The sequence below is a fragment of the Phytomonospora endophytica genome, assembly GCF_014202425.1.
Lineage (GTDB): Bacteria > Actinomycetota > Actinomycetes > Mycobacteriales > Micromonosporaceae > Phytomonospora > Phytomonospora endophytica.
In genome coordinates this window covers 41,160-56,671 of record NZ_JACHGT010000001.1, presented here as the reverse complement: position 1 = coordinate 56,671, position 15,512 = coordinate 41,160, and the positions used below count along the sequence as shown (strand labels likewise).

Genomic DNA, 15,512 nt, shown 5'->3' with positions numbered 1-15,512 from the left:
GGACAGGCGCGGTCAGCCGCCCAGATAGCGCAGGATGGCCAGCACCCGGCGGCTGTAGCTGGGATCGCGGCCCAGATCGAGCTTCTCCATGATCGCGTTGACGTGCTTCTCGACGGTGCTCAGCGAGACGTGCAGCCGCTTCGCGATCGCCGCGTTGACCAGTCCCTCGGCGAGGCAGCGCAGGACCTCGCCCTCCCGGCCGGTCAGGCGCGCGAGGGGATCGGCGTGGGAGGTGCGGGTCAGCATCTGGCGCACCACCTCGGGATCGAAGACCGTCTCCCCGGCCCGCACCCGCTCCAGGGACGCGAGGAAACCCGCGACCTCGGAGACCCGGTCCTTGAGGAGGTAGCCGAGACCGGCGCCGTCCTGCTCGACGAGCCTCGCGGCGTAGGCCTCCTCGACGTACTGCGACAGCACCAGGACGCCGACGCCCGGGACGCGCTCGCGGATCTCGAAGGCCGCGCGCAGCCCCTCGTCGGTGTGGGTCGGCGGCATGCGGACGTCCACGACGGCGACGTCCGGGCGCAGCCCGGCGACCGCCTCGACCAGCGACGGCCCGTCGCCGACGCCCGCGACGACCTCGTGCCCGGCGTCCTCCAGGAGCCTCGCCAGGCCCTCGCGGAGCAGCACCGAGTCGTCGGCGAGGATCACCCGCACGGTTCCCCCTTCGGCAGATACGCCGCCACGACGGTCGGGCCGCCGGGCGGGCTGGTCACGCGGAATCCGCCGTCGAGCGCCTCCACCCGGCGGGCGAGGCCCGACAGGCCGCCGCCCGACGCGTCGGCACCGCCACGGCCGTCGTCGGACACCGAGACGCTCACCTGCCCGGCGTCCTCCTCCAGCACGACCAGGATGTCACGGGCCCCGGCGTGCTTCACCGCGTTGGTGATGGCCTCCCGGGCCACGAAATAGAGCGCGGTCTCGACCGCCGAGACGGGCCGGCCCGACAGTCCGTAGTGGACGGTCACCGGCACGCTCGACCGCTCCGCCACGCCCGCCAGCGCCGCCCGCAGGCCCAGCTCGTCGAGGGCCGTCGGATAGATCCGCCAGGCCACGCTGCGCAGTTCGTCGAGCAGCCGGCGGGACTCGCCGTAGGCCTGCTCGACGAGCCCGGCGGCCTTGGCCGGGTCGGCGGCGTGCGAGGCCCGGCCGAGCAGCATCGCCAGCGCGACCCCGCGCTGCTGGACGCCGTCGTGCAGGTCGCGCTCGATGCGCCGGCGCTCGTCGTCGACGGCCCGCACGATGCCCGAGCGGGTCGCGGTCAGTTCGGCGATCCGCCGCCGCATGAGCTCGGCGGTGCCGGGACCGAGGAAACGGTCGGCGAGACGACGCTCCACGGCGCCCGCCGCGAAGGCCGTGGCGATCACGACGGCCGCGGCGATGAGGGTGCCGCCCAGGCCGAGGATCCCGGTGTTGGTCACGATCCGCACACCCGGCATGCGCATCGGAACGCTGTCGGACTCACCGCGGATCACCTCCCACACGACTCCCCCGAGCAGCAGGGCCGCAAGGAAACCCGAGGCCGCGCACACATATCCCGCGATGACGCCGACGAGCCCGCGGAGCGCGAGGAAGCCGAGGCTCCCGTCGCCGGGCGGGGTCTCGTGGCCGAGCCACGCCCGCAGCCGGGCACGGTCGAGTCCGACGAGCCGCCGGGTCCCCGCGGTCACGGCGGGACGCGCGGCCGGTACCGCCCACAGCGGACCGGCCACGCACACGAACACCAGCTCCGCGAGCCCGAGCGGCGCGCCGAGGAGCACGCCGACCGAGCCGCGGAGGATCCGGACACCCGACACGATGGCGCAGTCTAGGCGTCGCGCCGGCGCAGCACGATGTGGCCCGCGACCAGCCCCAGCACCGCCCACGCGACGAGCCAGGCGAGACCTTCGGCCGACGAGTACGGGATCCGGCCGCCGGTGAGGTTGTCGGTGCTGCCCATGAAGGCGAGCCCGGCGAACATCGGCATCCGCATCGAGATGTCCAGCGCCACCTGGCTGCCACTCATCGCCAAGGTCAGCGGCAGGCCCATGACCAGCATGAACGCCGCCGTGAGCGTCCCGGCGGCACTGCGCATCGCCGCGCCGAGGCCGACGGTGAGCAGCGAGACGAGCGCGAAGTACACGCCGGTCGTGCACAGGTCGGCGACGGTGCCGGCCGGCGTGACGCGGATGGAACCGCCGAAGGCGTCGAGGGACAGCAGCAGGTACTCGACGGCCGTCGCGATCCCGCCGGTCACGACGCCCGCGACGAACATCACCGGGGCCAGGACCATGGCCTTCGCCGCCAGGACGCGCCCGCGCACGGGGGTGGCCTGGAAGGTGGCGCGGATCAGGCCCGAGCCGTACTCGGAGGTGATCACCAGCATCGCCATGGCGATCAGGGCGAACTGCACGAAGGTCGTGGCCGACACGACCGCCTCGCTGGCCTCGAAGGTCTTCTCCGGGACGTTGTGGTTGGCGATGTCGGTCGAGTGCGCCCCACCCAGGGTCAGCGTGCTCAGGACCATGAGGACGGCGGCCGAGGCGAGGCACCACCAGGTCGAGCGGACCGACCAGAGCTTCGACCACTCCGAGGCGAGGGTGCGGGTGAGGAGGCGCGGGCCTCGCGCGGAGGGGGTTCTGGTCAACGTGGCCGTGTTCATGTCCGCGCTCCGTACTCGACGCTGCCTTCGGTCAGTTCCTGGTACGCCTGCTCCAGCGAGGCTTCCCGCGTCCGCAGTTCGTGCAGCCGGACACCGGCCTCGTGGGCGATGTCGCCGACCCGCTCGATCGCCGCGCCGGTCGCGACCAGTTCGTTCTCCCCCAGCCGCTCGACACCGATCCCGGCCGCGGTGAGCCTGCTCGCCAGTTCGCCCGCGTGCGGGGTCCGGGCGACGACCGCCGTCAGCGAGCTCCGCGCGATGACCTCGGTCAGCGGCGCGTCCATGATCAGCCGCCCTTTGCCGATGACGACGAGGTGGTCGGCGGTCAGCTGCATCTCGCTCATCAGGTGGCTCGACACGAAGACCGTGCGGCCCTCGTCGGCCAGGGAGCGCATCAGTCCGCGAACCCAGCGCACGCCGTCGGTGTCGAGGCCGTTGACGGGTTCGTCGAACATCAGGATCCCCGGGTCGCCCAGCAGCGCGGCGGCGATCCCGAGCCGCTGGCTCATGCCCAGCGACAGGGCGCCCGCGCGCTTGCGGGCGGCGGCGCCGAGACCGACGGTCTCCAGCACCTCGGCGACGCGCCGGAGGGGGATCCCGTTGCTTCGGGCGAGCGCGACGAGGTGAGCGTGCCCGCTGCGGCCGGGGTGCACGGCACGCGCGTCGAGCAGCGCGCCGATCGTGCGCAGCGGCTCGGTGATCCGGGCGTAGGGCAGGCCGCCGATGGTCACCGACCCGGCGCTGGGCCGGTCGAGTCCGACGATCATCCGCATCGTCGTCGACTTCCCGGCGCCGTTCGGGCCGAGGAAACCGGTGACGGCTCCGGTCTTGATGGACAGGGACAGGTCGCTGACGACAATCTTGTCGCCGTAGCGTTTGGTGAGTCCGTTCAGGCTGATCACGGACCCGAAGCTAAGGCGACGGACGGGCAGGTTCCATGGCGGACGCCCGCTCGGCCTCCTGGGGGTTGACCGTAACCGGCCGCGGTCCGGTGGCCGAGGGCGCGCACCCTCGTCCACCGGACCCGCCGAGCCGCCGGGGGCGGCCGGGCGCGCACGAGTCGCACCCACGGGCATTATGTCGCTAATGCTTCTCTTCGAACACATCGAGGGTGAAAGCGGCACGCACGGCGACGGATGCACGGTTCGGGGCCCTTCACGGCGACGGATCGTCGCTGGATCATCCTTCGGGCAAGGTGACCGTCACGACGAGACCACCGCCGTCGCGGGGTTCGGCGCGCACCTCGCCACCGTGGGCGCGGGCGACGGCCCGCACGATCGACAGGCCCAGTCCGGCGCCGGGAGAGGTCGCCGAGAGGCGCTCGGCACCGAGACGGCGGAAGGGCTCGAACAGTGATCCGACCTCGTAGCGCGGCACCACCGGGCCGGTGTTGCTCACCTCGACGACGGCCGAACCGTCGGGCGCCGTCCGGCTGGCGACCCTGACCCAGCCGCCGTCGACGTTGTAGCGCACGCCGTTCTCCACGAGGTTCTGCACGAGCCGCTCCAGCAGCACCGGATCGCCGGTCGTCGGCGCCTCCCCGGCGACCGCCTTGACGACCACCGAACCCGCCGGTTCCTGCCCGGCGACGTGCTCGACCACGTCGGCGAGGTCCACGAAGGACCGTTCGGTCAACTCGCGCTCGGAGTCGGCGAGCAGCAGGAGCCCTTCGATGAGCCGTTCGTGGCGGGCGTTGACGGCGAGCAGGGTCTCGCCGAGGTGGCGGACCTCGTCGGAGGCGGGGCCGCGGTGGACGGCGACCTCGATGAGGGCGCGGTTGAGGGTGAGGGGCGTGCGCAGTTCGTGGGAGGCGTTGGCGATGAAGCGGCGCTGCCCGTCGAAGGACGCGTCGAGCCGTTCCAGCATGACGTCGAAGGTGTCGGCGAGTTCGCGGACCTCGTCGCGCGGGCCGCCGAGGGCGATGCGTTCGTGCAGGCCGCGTCCGGCGGCGGGGGCGTCGGCGATGCGCCGGGCGGTCTCGGTGACGCGGTGCAGGGGCCGCAGGAGGCGCGCGGCGAGGAGCCAGCCGAGCGCGATGGCGACGGCGCCGACGACCGCGAGGGCGACCGCGCCCTGCGTGATCAGCTCGCGGGCGGTGTCGCGCTGGGCGTCTTCGACGACCTCACTCATGTGGGTAACCAGCAGGCCCGGCTCACCGTTCTGTTCCTGGGAGCCGCTGATGTTGTTCTCGACGCCGCCGGCGGGGATGCGCTGGGCGACGAGGACGTAGGTGAGCGCGAGGAGCACGATTCCGGCGAGCATGAAGAGGCCGCCGTAGACGAGGGTCAGGCGGGTGCGGATCCTCAGGCGTCCGGTCAGGCGGTTCACGGGATCCGGTACCCCACTCCGGGTTCGGTGAGCACGATCGGCGGTTCGCCGAGTTTGCGGCGGAGTTTGAGGACGGCGACGCGCACGGCGTTGGTGAAGGGGTCGGCGTGTTCGTCCCAGGCCTTTTCGAGGAGCTGTTCGGCCGACACGGCGGCGCCGTCGGCGCGCAGGAGTTCGGCGAGGACGGCGAACTCCTTGCGGGACAGGGGAACGTAGCGGCCGTCGCGGAAGACCTCGCGGCGGTGCGGGTCGAGGCGGATCCCGGCACGCTGGAGGATCGGTGGGGCGGCGGGCCGGGCACGGCGGCCGAGGGCGGTGACGCGCGCGGAGAGTTCGGGGAACGCGAAGGGCTTGGCGAGGTAGTCGTCGGCGCCGAGGGCGAGTCCGGCGACGCGTTCGCTGACGGCGGTGGCGGCGGTGAGCATGAGGATCCGCGTGTCACCTTCGGTCTCGATGATCGCGCGGCACACGTCGTCGCCGTGGACGACGGGCAGGTCCCGGTCGAGGACGACGACGTCGTAGTCGTGCACGCCGACGCGTTCGAGGGCGGCGCCGCCGTCGTGGACGACGTCGACGGCGTGCGCGTCGCCTCGCAGCCACTTCGCGACCGACTCGGCGAGCAGGGGTTCGTCCTCGACGACCAGGATCCGCATGCCCCCCATGCTGCCGCACGGGGACATTTCCCGGCCGTTAACGATTTCGGTGACGCCCGGGTTATCCGCGTCTCGCTGTACTTCGAGCCGGGCGGCCGGAAGGTCCGGTCCCCGCGAAGGGAAGCGACATGCGACAGACGGCGAAGCGCTGGCGGACGGCCGTGGTGATCGGAGTGTTCGCCGCGACGGCACTGGCCGGGTGCGGTTCGGGCGACGGTGCCGGCGAGGCCGGGGCGTCACCGTCGGCGGACCCGAAGAGCGACATGCTCGCCTATACGCGGTGCATGCGCGACAACGGCGTTCCGATGGAGGATCCGCAGCTCAACGCCGACGGGGAGGGCTCGCTGAGTCTCCCCGAGGGCGTCGACAGGGCGACGCTGGACGCCGCCGAGGAGACCTGCCGCAAGCTCATGCCGAACGGCGGTGAGCCGCCGGAGCTGGACGCGGAGGTCCTCGAACGGCTGCGGGCGTACGCGAAGTGCATGCGGGAGCACGGCGTCGACGACTTCCCCGACCCGGAGCCGAAGGGCGGGATCCAATACGAGGCTCCGCCGCCGGGCACCGACGCCGACTTCACCGCGGCCGAGGACGCGTGCGAGGACCTCATGCCGGCCGGCGGTTCGAACGAGACCCACGAGGAGGGAGCGTGACGGCCGGGGCGAAGCGCCGCCGGCGGACGGGACGGGCGGTCGGCATCGCGGTCGTGGCCGGTGGGGCCGTGGCCGCGACGGTGGCGGCGCTGGGCTTCAACGCCTTCGGGGCAAGCGGCGACGGCGGCGGCGACAGCGGGGCGCTGCCGCCCGCGACGGCGACCGTCGAGCGGGAAACGCTGGTCGACACGCAGTCCGAGAGCGGGGAGCTCGCCTACGACGGTGAGTCGACCTTCACCGCGCGGGCCGGGGGCACGATCACGTCCCTGGCGCTGCCCGGCTCGACGGTCGGGCGCGGCAAGGCGCTGTGCCGGGTCGACGACGTGCCGGTGCTGCTGATGTACGGGAAACTCCCCGCCTACCGGGAGCTGGCGCCCGGTGTGGAGGGCGCCGACGTGGCGCAGTTCGAGGAGAACCTCGCCGAACTGGGCTACACCGGTTTCACCGTCGATGAGACCTACTCCGGCTCCACCGCCACGGCCGTCCGCGCGTGGCAGGAGGACCTCGGCCTTCCCGAGACGGGCATGGTCGAGCTGGGCCGTGTGCTCTTCGCGCCGGGCGCGGTCCGGGTCGGCACGCACCGGGTCTCGGTCGGTGAGGCCGTCGGGCCCGGCTCGGCGATCCTCGACTACACCGGTAAGACCAGGGTCGTCTCCGTCGACCTCGACGTGGCCGACGAGCGCCTCGCGAAGAAGGGCGAGGCGGTGACGGTCAAGCTGCCCGACGGGAAACGCACCGACGGGAAGATCACCGCCGTCGAGACCGTCATCGACGCCGGCGACGGCGCCGAACAGGAGGAGGTCACCAAGCTTCGGCTCACCGTGACGGTGAAGGACCAGAAGGCCCTCGACGGCTTCGGGGAGGCCGCGGTGAAGGTCGAGTTCACCGCGTCCGAGCGGGAGGACGTGCTGACCGTGCCGGTCGCGGCACTGCTGGCGCTCGGCGACGGTGGGTACGGCGTGCAGGTCGTCGACGCCGGTGCGACGCGGATCGTCCCGGTGGAGACGGGCCTGTTCGCCGGTGGCCGCGTCGAGGTCAGCGGTGCAGGACTCGCCGAGGGCATGACCGTCGGGATGCCGTCATGAGCGGGAACGTCGTCGAGCTGGAGGACGTCACCAAGACCTATCCGGGCGTCGCGGCCCTCAACGGGGTGACGCTGTCCATCGAGCGCGGCGAACTGCTGGCGATCGTGGGCCCGTCGGGTTCGGGGAAGTCGACGATGCTGAACCTGATCGGGACCCTCGACCGGCCTTCGGCGGGGACGGTCCGGGTCGACGGGCATGACGTGGCGTCCCTGTCGGACCGGCGCCTGTCGGCGCTGCGGGCGAGCCGGATCGGCTTCGTGTTCCAGTCCTTCCACCTGGCACCGGGTCTGCCGGCCGTCGACAACGTCGCCGACGGGCTGCTCTACGCGGGCGTGCCGGTCCGGGAGCGCCGCCGCCGGGCGGTGTCCACTTTGGAGCGCGTCGGTCTGGGCGACCGGCTCGGGCACGTCCCGCACGAGCTGTCGGGCGGTGAACGCCAGCGGGTCGCGATCGCCCGCGCGGTGGTCGGCGAGCCGGCGCTGCTGCTGGCCGACGAGCCGACCGGGAACCTCGACTCGGCCTCGGGCGGCGCGGTGATGGCGCTGTTGCACGAGCTCAACGCGGGCGGGACGACGATCGTCGTGATCACCCACGACCTCGACATCGCCGGGTCGCTGCCACGCCGGGTGTCCCTGCGAGACGGGGTGATGATGTGACGACGCCGGTCCCGGCGCGACTGAGTCCGCGCGACGTCCTCGGCGTCGGCGCGGCCGGGCTGCGGACGCGCCCGTTGCGGGCGTTCCTCTCGGCGCTGGGCATCGCGATCGGGATCGCGGCCATGATCGCGGTGGTCGGGATCTCCTCGTCGAGCCGGGCCGGGCTCGACCGGGCCCTGGCCGCGCTCGGCACGAACCTGCTCACGGTCACCCCCGGCCAGTCCTTCGGGGGCGGCACCGCGACGCTGCCGCCCGAGGCGGTCGGGATGATCGCGCGGATCGGGCCGGTGACGACGGTCGCGGCGACCGGCACCGTCCCGGGGGCGAAGGTCTACCGCAACGACCGGATCCCGGCGGGCGAGTCGGGTGGGATCGCGGTCCTGGCGGCGCATCTCGGGCTGCCGGACACCGTCGCCGCCGAACTGGCCGGTGGCACGTGGCTCAACGCGGCGACCGAGGGCTACCCCGCGGTGGTGCTCGGAGCCTCGACGGCGAGCCTGCTCGGTGTGCCGGCGACGTCTTCGGACGTGCAGGTCTGGCTGGGCGGCCGGTGGTTCACCGTGGTCGGCGTGCTCGATCCGGTGCCGCTGGCGCCGGAGCTGGACACGGCGGCGCTGATCGGGTGGCCGGCCGCGGAGTCCTATCTGGACTTCGACGGGCACCCGACGACGGTCTACACCCGCGCCGAGGACGACGCCGTGGCCTCGGTGCGGGAGCTGCTGGCCGCGACGGCCAATCCGCGGAGCCCCAACGAGGTCAAGGTCTCGCGGCCATCCGACGCGCTCGTCGCCCGCCAGGCCACCGACCGGGCGTTCACCGGGCTGCTGCTCGGTCTGGGCGCGGTGGCGCTGCTGGTCGGCGGGGTCGGGGTGGCCAACACGATGGTGATCTCAGTGCTGGAGCGGCGATCCGAGATCGGGCTGCGACGCTCGCTGGGGGCCACTCGCGGGCAGATCAGGCTCCAGTTCCTCGCCGAGTCCCTGCTGCTGTCGGCACTCGGCGGGATCGGCGGCGTCGTCATCGGGGTCGTCGTCACCGCGACCTACGCCGGGACGCGGGAGTGGCCGACGGTGGTTCCGGTGTGGGCGAGCGCCGGGGGTGTTGCCGCGACCCTCGTGATCGGCGCGATCGCGGGCCTCTACCCGGCGATCCGGGCCGCGCGGCTCTCGCCGACCGAGGCGCTGACGGCCGCGTGAGCGGAGGTCCCGGCCGCCCTCAGCGTGCGGCGGCCGGGACCGGGGCGTCTTCCGTCGTGGCCGGTGAACGTCCCCTCCACCGCGTGAGCCCGACGCCGGCCAGCACGACGGCCATGCCCACGACCACGCGCGGGCTCAGGCCTTCGTCGAGGACGATCGCGCCGAGCGCCACCGAGACGACCGGCAGGAGGTAGCCGACGGTGGCGGCGCTGGTGGCGCCCTCGTCGGCGATGATCCGGTAGTTCAGGTAGAAGGTCACGCCCGTGCCGAACACGCCGAGGACGGCCACGGCGACCAGTGCCGTCGGCGTGATCCCCGTCCAGGACAGTCCCCCGGCGGGCAGCGCGAGCGCGCTGAGACCGGTCGCGGTGAGCAGTTGCGCGGCCGAGACGGCGAGCGGGCCGGTGCCCGAGGAGACGAGTTTGCGGCCCATGTAGGCGAAGGCGATGGCGTAGCTGACCGCCGCCAGGAGCAGCGCGAGCGCGCCCCAGCTGAGCAGGCCCGACTCGTGCCACGGCGAGAAGATGAGCAGGGTCCCGGCGAAGCCGACGGCGAGCCCGGCGACGCGGACGGGCCGGATGCCGCGTTCGGTGCCCATACCGAGGCCGATGAGCAGCGACCACAGGGGCGTGGTCGCGTTGAGGACGCCCGCGACGCCAGAGTCGACGGTCTGCTCACCGATGGCGAACAGCGCGAAGGGCACGGCGTTGCAGAAGAAGGCGGCGATGACGAGCCGGCCCCAGACGCGGCGGTCGCGCGGGAGGCGCTGGCGGGCTAGGGCGGCGAGCACGGCCAGGACGGCGGCGCCGAGGGCGCAGCGCACCACGGTGATCTGGATCGGGGCGAGCCCGCCGGTCAGGGCGACCTTGATCCACAGGAAGCCCGAGCCCCACAGCAGTGCGAGCACGGCCATGCGGGCCAGGCTTCGCCGTCCGGTGTTCATGCGTTCTCCTTCGGTCGGCCTTCACGCTGCCCGCCCGTACCTGGAAGGACAAGCGAAAGGTTCTGCATGAACCGTTAAGCTCCACTACATGCTCGATGTGCGCAGGATGCAGATCCTCCGGGCGGTGGTCACCAGTGGTTCGGTGACGGCCGCGGCGGCCAACCTCGGTTACACGCCTTCGGCGATCAGCCAGCAGATCGCCGTGCTGGAGAAGGAGACCCGGACGGCGCTGCTGGAGCGGATCGGGCGCGGGGTGCGGCCGACCGCCGCCGGGCGGCTGCTCAGCGACTACGCGAGGACGATCGGCGCACAGGTCGCCGAGGCCGAGTCGGCGCTGGCCGACCTGCGCGAAGGCCGGACCGGGCGCCTGTCGGTCCGCTACTTCGCCACCGCGGGCGCGACCCTGCTCCCGCCCGCGCTGGCGCGGCTGCGCCGGGACCATCCGGGGATCGCCGTCGACCTCAGGCTCATCGACCCCGAGGACCCGCTGCCGGCGGTCGAGCGCGGGGAGGCCGACCTCGCCGTCGTCGTCCGGCCGCACGGGAGCGCGCACGACGGTGTCGAGCTGGTCCACCTGCTCGACGATCCCTACCTGGCGGTGCTCCCCAAGGGGCACGCCCTCGCCGGGAAACGCGTCCTCGACCTCGCCGACCTGGCCGGGGAACCGTGGGTGAGCACCGAGACCGGCCCGGTCGGGCCGTGCCTGGAGATCCTCCTCGACGGCTGCGCCGCCGCCGGTTTCACGCCCGGTTTCGTGGTGGAGAGCGACGACTACGCCACCGCGCAGGGCTTCGTCGCCGCCGGGCTGGGGGTGTGCCTGATCCCGCGGACCGGCCTGGGCACCCGCCACGCGGGCGTGGTGGTCCGCGAGGTGCGCCGCCCACGGCCGTTCCGGGCGATCCACGCCGCCGTCCGCCGGTCCTCGCTCGGGCAGCCCGCCCTGCACGACCTCATCACCGCGCTGCGGGAGACGGCGGCGGAATGAGTCGCACGGAAAAGACCGATATGAATACGCCCGCGGGAATGTATCCCGTCGCCGTAGACGGGACGTAGACGTCGCGTATACGCGAGCCTTACGCGCAATGTTCGTGGTCACCGCCCGGCACTGTTTTCACCCATTGCCTCCGGCCTTGGCGCGTGCCAGAATCGGGCGCGTCGAACGTGAAAGCCACAAGGACGGAGTGTGCGATGGAGTTCCGCATCCTTGGCCCCCTGGAGGTACTGCGCGACGGTCGCAGCGTGCCCCTCGGCGGACCCCGCCAGCGCACCGTGCTGGCCGCGTTGCTGTTACACGCCAACAAACCCCTCACCCCGGAACGTCTCATCGAGCTGTGCTGGGAGGATCCGCCCAGCTCGGCGGAGGCCAACCTGCGCAAGTTCATCTGGCAGCTGCGCAAGGCCCTGCACGACGGCGCCGACCCGGAACCCAGGATCGTGCGCGAACACGGATTCCGCATCGTCGTGCGCCCCGGCGAACTCGACCTGTGGCATTTCACCGAACTCAGCAATGGCGCACGCAAATCCTGGGAGGCCGGAAATACTCTCGAAGCGGCCGGGGAATTCGCGCGCGCATTGGCCGTCTCCTCCCCCGAACCACTCGGTGGAGTTCGTCTCGAATCGGATCTGGAATGGCTGCGCGCGGAATTGCGCGAACGCCGCGAGAACGTCGAGGAACAGTATTTCCGGCTCCGGCTCGAACTCGGCGAGCACATCGAACTGATCGGCGAGCTCCGCTCGCTGCTGGCCCGTCAGCCCTTGCGGGAGCACGTCGCGGCGCTGCTGATGCTGGCGTTGTACCGCGCCGGGCGTCAGGACAAGGCACTCGCGGTCTTCCGCGACACCCGTGAGCGTCTCGTCGACGAGCTCGGCGTCGAACCCGGTCCGGAGCTGCGCGAACTGCACCAGCGGATCCTGCGCGCCGACACCGGGCTCGGCCGGGCGACGGTGAACGCGGCACCGGCCTCGGGGAGCGCCGCCGCGCAACTCCCGATGGGCATCACGGCCTTCAGCGGTCGGGCCGAGGCCCTCGCCGAGCTGGGTGCCGTCCTCGACCGGGGCGCGAGCCTGTGCGCGATCTCGGGCACGGCAGGTGTCGGCAAGACCGCCCTGGCCGTGCACTGGGCGCGCTCGGTACGCGAGCGCTTCCCCGACGGCCAGCTCTACGTGAACCTGCGCGGCTTCGACCCGGAGAAGACGCCCATGGACCCGGCCGAGGCCCTCGGCGGTTTCCTCGACGCCCTCGGCGTGCCGCCGGCCCGCGTCCCCGCCGGGCTCGCCGCGCAGTCGGCGCTCTACCGCAGCCTGCTCGCCGACCGGCGCGTCCTCGTCGTCCTCGACAACGCCCGCGACGCCGAGCAAATCCGCCCGTTGCTGCCCGCCGCCGCCGGTGGATTCGCCGTGGTCACCAGCCGCACCCAGCTCACCGGCCTGATCGCCGCCGGGACCGCCCATCCGATGAACCTCGACGTCCTCACCCGTGCCGAGGCCGCCGACCTGCTCGCCGTCCGGCTCGGCCGCCCGCGCGTCGGCGAACGGCCCGAGGCCGTCGACCGGATCATCGAGCGCTGCGCACGGCTGCCCCTCGCGCTGGCGATCGTCGCCGCCCGCGCCGCCGTCCAGCCCGCCTTCGGTCTCGACGTCCTCGCCGACGAGCTCGACGCCTCCGCCGGGGTCCTCGACGCCTTCGACAGCCGCGACCCGGGCACCGATCTGCGCTCGACCTTCTCCTGGTCCTTCCACGCCCTCGGAACGCACGCCGCCCGCCTGTTCCGGCTGCTCGGACTGCACGCCGGTCCCGACATCTCGGTGCACGCCGCCGCGAGCCTCGCCGGGGTCAGCCCGCAGCGCGCCCGCCGTCTCCTCGCCGAACTCGACCAGGCGCGCATGCTCGACGAGCACGTCCCGGGCCGGTACGCCTTCCACGACCTCCTGCGCGCCTACGCCTGCGAACTGGCCTACTGCTGCGGCCACCGCGAAGAACGCGAGGAGGCCCTGCGCAGGCTCATGGACCACTACCTGCACACCGCCAACCGCGCCGCCGGGCTCCTCGACCCCAACCGGGAGTCGATCGCCCTCGGCGAACGCGCCCCCGGTGTCCTCGTCGAGGCGCACGCGACGCACGACGAGGCGGTGACCTGGTTCCGCGCGGAACACCGCGTGCTGCTCAGCGCGATCGAGTCGGCCTTCAAGTGCGGCCTCGACGCCCACGCGTGGCAGCTGACCTGGGCGATGAGTCCCTTCCTGCGCCGGAAGGGCATGGGCCGCGAATGGATTGCCGCCCTCCGCACGGCGCTGCGAGCGACGGCCCGGTCGCGGGACCTGACGGGCCGGGCGACCACGCACTACCTCATGGCGGTGGCCCAGTTCCGGCACGGCTCGCGGACGGAGTCGGCCGAGCACGTCGCACTGGCCCTGGACCGCTACCGGGAACTCCACGACCACTATGGACAGGCCTGCTGCCGTTTCCTGCTGTGCTGGCGCCACGAGGAGGAGGGCGACTGGGAGGCCGCGCTGCGCGCCGCCGACGAGGTCCTCGCCCTCTACCGGCTCGCCGGTCACCGCGCCGGGGAAGGCCGGGCCCTGGCCAGTCTCGCCTGGTACCGGGCCAGACTCGGTGACCACCGCAGGGCCCTCGACGAGTGCCTGTCGGCGCTGGCCGTGCTGCGGGAGGTGCGCGATCCCGGCGGGCAGGCGTCCACCTGGGACACCATCGGGTACGTCCATCACGCGCTCGCCGACTACGACCTCGCCATCGGCGCCTACCGCAACTCCGTGCGCCTCTACCGGGAGCTCGACGACCGCTTCAACGTGGTCACGCCACTGGTCCGGCTCGGCGACACCTACCGCGACACCGGCGCCACCGAGGCGACCCGGAGGGTCTGGCGGCAGGCCCTGGCCGTACTGGTCGAGTTGGGCAATCCGCAGGCCGACGAGGTGCGCGGGAAACTCGCGCGCCTGTGAGTCGCGCGAATATCCAAGTCGTCTACGAAATGTCTACAAGGGATCTACCGCTCGTTCATATCGTTGCCGCGACTCCCGATCGGACGGGATGCCACCGGTGCGAATCGGTGCGAGGAATCGGCTGCCGGGCCGACCTTCGAAAGGAGCGGACAGTGAAGAAGATCGCGGTACGAGTCGCTTTGGTGTTCACCGCCCTACTCATGTCCTTCGCCATCGCCAGCCCCGCGATGGCCGCCGACAACGAAATGAAGACCGACGACGGCGACCCGGGCGGTCGCGTCCAGGTCAGCTGGTACGGCGACATCGTGACCATCTGCGACATCGAAGAGGACGGCTGGGGGGTGTACCTCAAGGTCACCGACGTCAGCCAGAACCTGTTCAAGTACTCGTTCTGGGTCGGCGGCAACGGCAACTGCGCCACCAACCGCGCCTCCGAGGGCGGCTCGCACAACCTGGCCGAGGGCAACTACTTCGAGTTCAAGATCTGCCTCCGCAAGGCCAACGAGGGCGGGGTGACGTTGTCCTATTGCGACTACGCCACCTGGAAGAACTATCAGTAGCTCTCGCCGAACGCGGCCCCTCCCGCTCACGGGAGGGGCCGCGTCGCGTCGGGAGGGGGGAGGTGTGGGCGGGTGCTCGCCGGACTCTCGCGGGGCTCCGGGTAGAAACCTGCGGACTTGAGCGTGCCCAGCCGCTCGCCGAACGCGCCACCCGCGCCTCGGGTGCAAGGCCCCGGCCGAAACCCGCGCCGGGCACCTGGCATGCCGCCGCACCTCAGGCGCAAGGCCCCTCCGCCGATACCCGCGCCTCGTCATACGACGCCGGACCCTCGGTCAGGCCCAGCACGAACGCGCAGGCTTTTGCGCGCCCAACCCCACCGGCCGGGCACGCCGCCGTGGCTCACGTGAAAGACCCCGGCCGGGGTCGGCGTCTCGCCGAGCGACGCCGGGCCTCGCCGAGGCTCCGGACAGCAACAGGCGGGCTCGCGCGTACCCGGCCACGGCCGCCTCGCGAGCGCGGCGGGGCGGGATGGTGCGGGATCCAGCGCGTCCGGCCACGGCCGCGTCGCGAGCGCGGCGGGGCGGGCGGGGCTGAGCGGGCTCCGGCGCACCCCCACACCCCCGCCGTGGCTCACGTGAAAGGCCTCGGCCGGAGCCGGCGTCTCGCCGAGCGACGCCGGGCCTCGCCGAGGCTCCGGGCAGCAACAGGCGAGCTCGCGCGCACCCAGCCACGGCCGCGTCACGTCGCGAGCGCGGCGGGGCGGGCGGGGCTGAGCGGGCTCCGGCGCACCCCCACGCCCCCGCTGTGGCTCACGTGAAAGGCCTCGGCCGGAGCCGGCGTCTCGCCGAGCGACGCCGGGCCTCGCCGAGGCTCCGGGCAGCAACAGGCGAGCTCGCGCG

General features: G+C 72.7%; 14 protein-coding genes. 7 read left to right on the top strand and 7 right to left on the bottom strand.

Annotated elements, in window-relative coordinates; all coding sequences use genetic code 11:
• Positions 1-12: 12 nt before the first annotated feature.
• From HNR73_RS00280 to HNR73_RS00255, 6 genes are all read right to left on the bottom strand, one after another.
• Complete coding sequence (locus HNR73_RS00280) at positions 13-657, bottom strand: response regulator (RefSeq protein WP_184785144.1); 645 nt, start codon at positions 655-657, stop codon at positions 13-15.
• Entirely contained in the window at positions 648-1,796 is a 1,149-nt protein-coding gene (locus tag HNR73_RS40555; protein WP_203686571.1) for a histidine kinase, read from the bottom strand. The genes HNR73_RS00280 and HNR73_RS40555 overlap by 10 nt, the downstream gene beginning before the upstream one ends.
• Positions 1,797-1,807: 11 nt before the next feature.
• Positions 1,808-2,641, bottom strand: a complete 834-nt coding sequence (locus tag HNR73_RS00270) for an ABC transporter permease (protein ID WP_184785143.1) — start codon at positions 2,639-2,641, stop codon at positions 1,808-1,810.
• On the bottom strand, positions 2,638-3,543 hold the full coding sequence (locus HNR73_RS00265) for an ATP-binding cassette domain-containing protein (RefSeq protein ID WP_184785142.1): 906 nt from the start codon (positions 3,541-3,543) through the stop codon (positions 2,638-2,640). Before HNR73_RS00265 ends, HNR73_RS00270 begins: the two co-directional genes overlap by 4 nt.
• A gap of 277 nt (positions 3,544-3,820) precedes the next feature.
• Entirely contained in the window at positions 3,821-4,903 is a 1,083-nt protein-coding gene (locus tag HNR73_RS00260) for a sensor histidine kinase (protein ID WP_184785690.1), read from the bottom strand.
• A 62-nt stretch (positions 4,904-4,965) separates the two neighbouring features.
• Complete coding sequence (locus HNR73_RS00255; protein WP_184785141.1) at positions 4,966-5,622, bottom strand: response regulator transcription factor; 657 nt, start codon at positions 5,620-5,622, stop codon at positions 4,966-4,968.
• A gap of 128 nt (positions 5,623-5,750) precedes the next feature.
• On the opposite strand from HNR73_RS00255, the gene HNR73_RS00250 reads away from it, so the two are divergent.
• Genes HNR73_RS00250 through HNR73_RS00235 form a run of 4 tightly spaced genes read left to right on the top strand, consistent with a single transcriptional unit; the run spans position 5,751 to position 9,209 of the window.
• The gene (locus HNR73_RS00250) at positions 5,751-6,272 is read left to right on the top strand and encodes a hypothetical protein (protein WP_184785140.1); all 522 of its coding nucleotides are present in this window, start codon (positions 5,751-5,753) and stop codon (positions 6,270-6,272) included.
• Positions 6,269-7,357, top strand: coding sequence for an efflux RND transporter periplasmic adaptor subunit (locus HNR73_RS00245; protein ID WP_203686569.1), 1,089 nt, complete (start codon positions 6,269-6,271; stop codon positions 7,355-7,357). The genes HNR73_RS00250 and HNR73_RS00245 overlap by 4 nt, the downstream gene beginning before the upstream one ends.
• Positions 7,354-8,013, top strand: coding sequence for an ABC transporter ATP-binding protein (locus HNR73_RS00240; RefSeq protein WP_184785139.1), 660 nt, complete (start codon positions 7,354-7,356; stop codon positions 8,011-8,013). The genes HNR73_RS00245 and HNR73_RS00240 overlap by 4 nt, the downstream gene beginning before the upstream one ends.
• Positions 8,010-9,209, top strand: coding sequence for an ABC transporter permease (locus HNR73_RS00235; RefSeq protein WP_184785138.1), 1,200 nt, complete (start codon positions 8,010-8,012; stop codon positions 9,207-9,209). The genes HNR73_RS00240 and HNR73_RS00235 overlap by 4 nt, the downstream gene beginning before the upstream one ends.
• Positions 9,210-9,228: 19 nt before the next feature.
• On the opposite strand, the gene HNR73_RS00230 is transcribed toward HNR73_RS00235, so the two are convergent.
• On the bottom strand, positions 9,229-10,152 hold the full coding sequence (locus HNR73_RS00230) for a DMT family transporter (protein ID WP_203686567.1): 924 nt from the start codon (positions 10,150-10,152) through the stop codon (positions 9,229-9,231).
• A gap of 88 nt (positions 10,153-10,240) precedes the next feature.
• On the opposite strand from HNR73_RS00230, the gene HNR73_RS00225 reads away from it, so the two are divergent.
• From HNR73_RS00225 to HNR73_RS00215, 3 genes are all read left to right on the top strand, one after another.
• Positions 10,241-11,137 carry a LysR family transcriptional regulator gene (locus tag HNR73_RS00225; RefSeq protein WP_184785137.1) on the top strand — a complete coding sequence of 299 codons (897 nt, stop codon included), beginning with the start codon at positions 10,241-10,243 and terminating at the stop codon, positions 11,135-11,137.
• Between the two features lie 203 nt (positions 11,138-11,340).
• The gene (locus HNR73_RS00220; protein ID WP_184785136.1) at positions 11,341-14,112 is read left to right on the top strand and encodes an AfsR/SARP family transcriptional regulator; all 2,772 of its coding nucleotides are present in this window, start codon (positions 11,341-11,343) and stop codon (positions 14,110-14,112) included.
• A gap of 152 nt (positions 14,113-14,264) precedes the next feature.
• Positions 14,265-14,672, top strand: coding sequence for a hypothetical protein (locus tag HNR73_RS00215; protein WP_184785135.1), 408 nt, complete (start codon positions 14,265-14,267; stop codon positions 14,670-14,672).
• Positions 14,673-15,512 lie beyond the last annotated feature (840 nt).

What these genes read in the sequence shown, in the direction of transcription:
- HNR73_RS00260 (WP_184785690.1), bottom strand. Translation starts at nt 4,903, where the DNA reads ATGCTCGCCGGAATCGTGCTCCTCGCGCTCACCTACGTCCTCGTCGCC.
- HNR73_RS00270 (WP_184785143.1), bottom strand. Translation starts at nt 2,641, where the DNA reads ATGAACACGGCCACGTTGACCAGAACCCCCTCCGCGCGAGGCCCGCGC.
- HNR73_RS00220 (WP_184785136.1), top strand. Translation starts at nt 11,341, where the DNA reads ATGGAGTTCCGCATCCTTGGCCCCCTGGAGGTACTGCGCGACGGTCGC.
- HNR73_RS00230 (WP_203686567.1), bottom strand. Translation starts at nt 10,152, where the DNA reads ATGAACACCGGACGGCGAAGCCTGGCCCGCATGGCCGTGCTCGCACTG.
- HNR73_RS00250 (WP_184785140.1), top strand. Translation starts at nt 5,751, where the DNA reads ATGCGACAGACGGCGAAGCGCTGGCGGACGGCCGTGGTGATCGGAGTG.
- HNR73_RS00255 (WP_184785141.1), bottom strand. Translation starts at nt 5,622, where the DNA reads ATGCGGATCCTGGTCGTCGAGGACGAACCCCTGCTCGCCGAGTCGGTC.
- HNR73_RS00225 (WP_184785137.1), top strand. Translation starts at nt 10,241, where the DNA reads ATGCTCGATGTGCGCAGGATGCAGATCCTCCGGGCGGTGGTCACCAGT.
- HNR73_RS00240 (WP_184785139.1), top strand. Translation starts at nt 7,354, where the DNA reads ATGAGCGGGAACGTCGTCGAGCTGGAGGACGTCACCAAGACCTATCCG.